Annotated in this window: 2 protein-coding genes, 2 tRNA genes and 1 pseudogene; 2 read left to right on the forward strand and 3 right to left on the reverse strand. The window is 40.2% G+C overall.

What is annotated here, in order from left to right:
- Nucleotides 1-486 (reverse strand): annotated as a pseudogene (locus R1Y93_RS10530) (M3 family oligoendopeptidase); the annotation flags it as partial.
- Between the two features lie 185 nt (nt 487-671).
- Nucleotides 672-1,592 (reverse strand): serine O-acetyltransferase EpsC, encoded by a 921-nt coding sequence (epsC, locus tag R1Y93_RS10535; protein ID WP_500822778.1) that lies wholly within the window; start codon nt 1,590-1,592, stop codon nt 672-674.
- 323 nt (nt 1,593-1,915) lie between these two features.
- On the opposite strand from epsC, the gene R1Y93_RS10540 reads away from it, so the two are divergent.
- Nucleotides 1,916-2,001, forward strand: a tRNA-Ser gene (locus R1Y93_RS10540).
- Nucleotides 2,002-2,158: 157 nt separating this feature from the next.
- Nucleotides 2,159-2,229, forward strand: a tRNA-Trp gene (locus R1Y93_RS10545).
- Nucleotides 2,230-2,362: 133 nt separating this feature from the next.
- Here the strand turns inward: R1Y93_RS10545 and R1Y93_RS10550 are convergent.
- Nucleotides 2,363-3,427: nitroreductase family protein (locus R1Y93_RS10550; protein WP_500822779.1), on the reverse strand; the 1,065-nt coding region annotated here is incomplete at its 5' end.

A 3,427-nucleotide genomic window follows, 5' to 3' on the forward strand; every position in this document is an offset into this window, starting at 1 on the left:
AAGCAGGGAAAGATTCAATTCTTCTCCTTCCCAGTCCACAGATGCAGAAGCGATCAGCTTACTGTACCTGGTCGCCAGTGCATTCTCCTCCTGCATTAACGGGATCAGTTTCTCATCAAAAGCTTTCATCTCAAGTTCCATGGACTTAAAAGCTACTGCTCCCAGCTTTTCTTCCATATAGGCTCTGAAAGGAGTTTTGAAAAGCACCTTATTATACTCATCTGTCAGGGCATTGATCTCTGGCATTTTCTGGTCGTAATATTCTTTTTCTCCTTCATAAAATGCATTGGTCACATCCCCGTCTCTGCGTATCTGTGCAATTGTTTCCATGGTTGTTACATGGTAAAGCTTTTTCCACATTTCCTGGTGAATGGCAAACTGTTCTTCCCCACTGGCTGCATGGGCAGCTTTCTCGATCAGCTTCCTGCCTTCTTCTACCACAGCCGGAATGTCCGGTCTTTCATAAGGAATCTCAGAAAATCTCATATTTCACATCTCCTTTGTCTTTTCCAGCCCATGGGCATAGGATTCTTTTTATAATACCATAATGCCATCTGGATTTATGGTTATTATTTCCCTTTTTGTGGTTAATAATTTACACTAAAAGCGTAAAAAAACAGGAGCCTATATACAACAGGCTCCTAATCTTAAGATCATCATAAACAATGCCATCAGTTCTCCCAGTCCCATACATTGGTGGCCGTCATCTGACTTCTGGGCTTCTTGATCACAAGCTCAGGACTCTTGGCACTTACCTTAGTATTGGCAGGAATAGACTCCGTAATAAATGTATTTCCTCCAATGATGGTATTCTCACCGATCACAGTCTCACCACCCAATACGGTGGAATTGGAGTATATGGTCACATTGTCCCCAATAGTGGGATGTCTCTTAACATTTGCAAGCTGCTGCCCCATTCTGGTAGATAAGGCACCCAGAGTTACACCTTGATATAGTTTTACATTATTGCCGATATTAGTGGTCTCTCCGATTACCACACCTGTTCCATGGTCAATAAAGAAGTATTCTCCTATAGTCGCACCTGGATTGATATCGATCCCAGTGCTGCTATGGGCATACTCTGTCATAATCCTTGGAATAAAGGGTACTTCACTTGTGTAAAGGATGTGTGCCAGCCGATACACATAGATAGCCAGAAAGCCGGGATAAGAGAAAATGATCTCCTCTCTGCTCTTGGCTGCAGGATCCCCGTCAAATCCGGCCTGAACATCCTTTAAAAGCATCTTCTGAACATGGGGAAGCTCCATGAAAAAGCTGCCGGTCACTTCTGCTGCTCTCTCATCTGCCTGCTCTTCGCCCATATATAAATAAGCAATCTTGATCTGTCTTTCCAAACGGTCATACAGATCATTCATCACGTGCCCAAGATAATGTTCCGGAAACATAGCTGCTGCCGAATCATTCCCGAAATATCCAGGAAAGATCACAGCTTTTAATTCTCTCACTATATCAACTACTGCGGATCTGTCAGGAAGCTCTTTTTTGCTTCTTGGCAAAAACAGCTCTTCATCATGGTAATTCTTGGTAAGATGTTCTACCGCGCTTAGAATGGATGTCTTTTTGTCGTTCATTTCAGCCTCCTCAAGGGATGTTTGTAAATAAGCTATTTCCTATCATATTACAATACACCCCTTTTCGTCAATCCCCAGTCGCCCATATAACCCCTATAAAAAAATAAAAATATAGCAAAAACCCATAAACACAGCATTCATGAAAAAGGAATTGACCTTTTTCATGAATACGGATATAATAAAGAACGGTTACAGCAAAAGCAACGTTGATCCGTGTTTCTGATGCAATCTTCAAAAATGCAGAGAAGTCTTCAGTGATGTGTGTTGTTATATGATGTCCTTCCAGATTGTATGCTGTATTCAATTGTATTCCGTTTTCATATGGAGAGTTAGCGAAGTGGTCGTAACGCGCCGCACTCGAAATGCGGTTGTCCGCAAGGGCACGTGGGTTCGAATCCCACACTCTCCGTTACTATTACATTTGCCTGCTTGTACTGGTTTTATAATGCAATTTTATAATGGAGTTTGTTCTATCCTGAAATTACAGTTATTGCTATCTTGGTATTGCTTGACAATCTCAGGTTTTGCATGTATAATCCCAACATAAGCAATAATTACAACAATATAGGGGATTGGTCAAATGGTATGATAGGGGTCTCCAAAACCTTTGGTGGGAGTTCGATTCTCTCATCCCCTGTTTCCTTAGGAGCCTGAAAGCCTTCAAGACAAGGCGTTCAGGCTTTTTTTGTGTCAAAGTAAAAACGGCTACCAAACCCCATATTTGCTGAGTTTGTAGCCGTCTTATTGGCAATTGCAATTTAATATCTTAATCAACTGCTGCAATGATTTTCACTAACTGAAAAAAAATGAACAATGTCTGAATCATAACGTTCCTTCAACAAAGCTTCTCCATCTCTATATCCTAATGCAATGACTGAAAATGGAATCAGCACATTTTCACATTTTAAATACTCAGCTAATAATTTCACTCGCATTTCATCCGGATAAAAGCCAAGCCATACACCATCAAGATCCTCTTCCTTTGCCGCAAGCAATACTCCATAGGAGCAAATTGCCATGTTCTGCACCCACCAGCTGTTTCCCTGCTTATCTGTCCATTCTTTTTCCTTCCTAAGACATGGAATAATCAGTACAGATGCATTTTTTGCCGGAACCGCATATGGGCTCATCTGCGAAATTTTTTCTTTTGCCGCATCTTCTGTAATTACAATAAATTCCCATTCCCTAGAATTTCCTGCACTAGGAGATGCCATTGCATATTTCAGAATACGCATGATCTTTTCCTTGGTCACCACCTTCCTTCTAAACTTTCGTACAGAAATGCGTTTTGATAAAATTGATTTTTTTTCCGCATTTTCCAAAAAAGATTCAATTTTCGGTGAAAGTAGTGTAACACTGTATGTCGCAACTTCCGAATGTCCTTGCTTCAAAACGTGAATACCTTTTTTCTGATATGGATCGTAGCCTTCTTCCTCTGATGCTGCTATTCCGTTACACGGTTCAACGCATATATAAGAAGCATTAGGTACCGACCAAATAGAAAAATGGCTAAATCCAGGAAAATCAACTATAATTTTATGCTGATTTTTTTCACTAGCTAAACAAACACGCTGAGAAGAAAGCCCCTTAAAGTTCCATGCTCCATTTACAAACATCTCTGAATGTAACGGGATTCTTTTTGTCTGCATAAGGCATGGTACAGGTTTTCCTATTGTTCTTCCATTCAACAATGGATATCTATTGGCCGTTTCTTCCTTCTCAAACTCTAAATAATAATCTTCATAAACCTCTCCTTCAAAAAATGGAACACAAAAACCTATATGTTCTCCAATAGAATATGGCATTTCTTTTTCCGATTCATTGTTTATAAATTG

This window comes from Blautia sp. HA3515 (genome assembly GCF_059933065.1).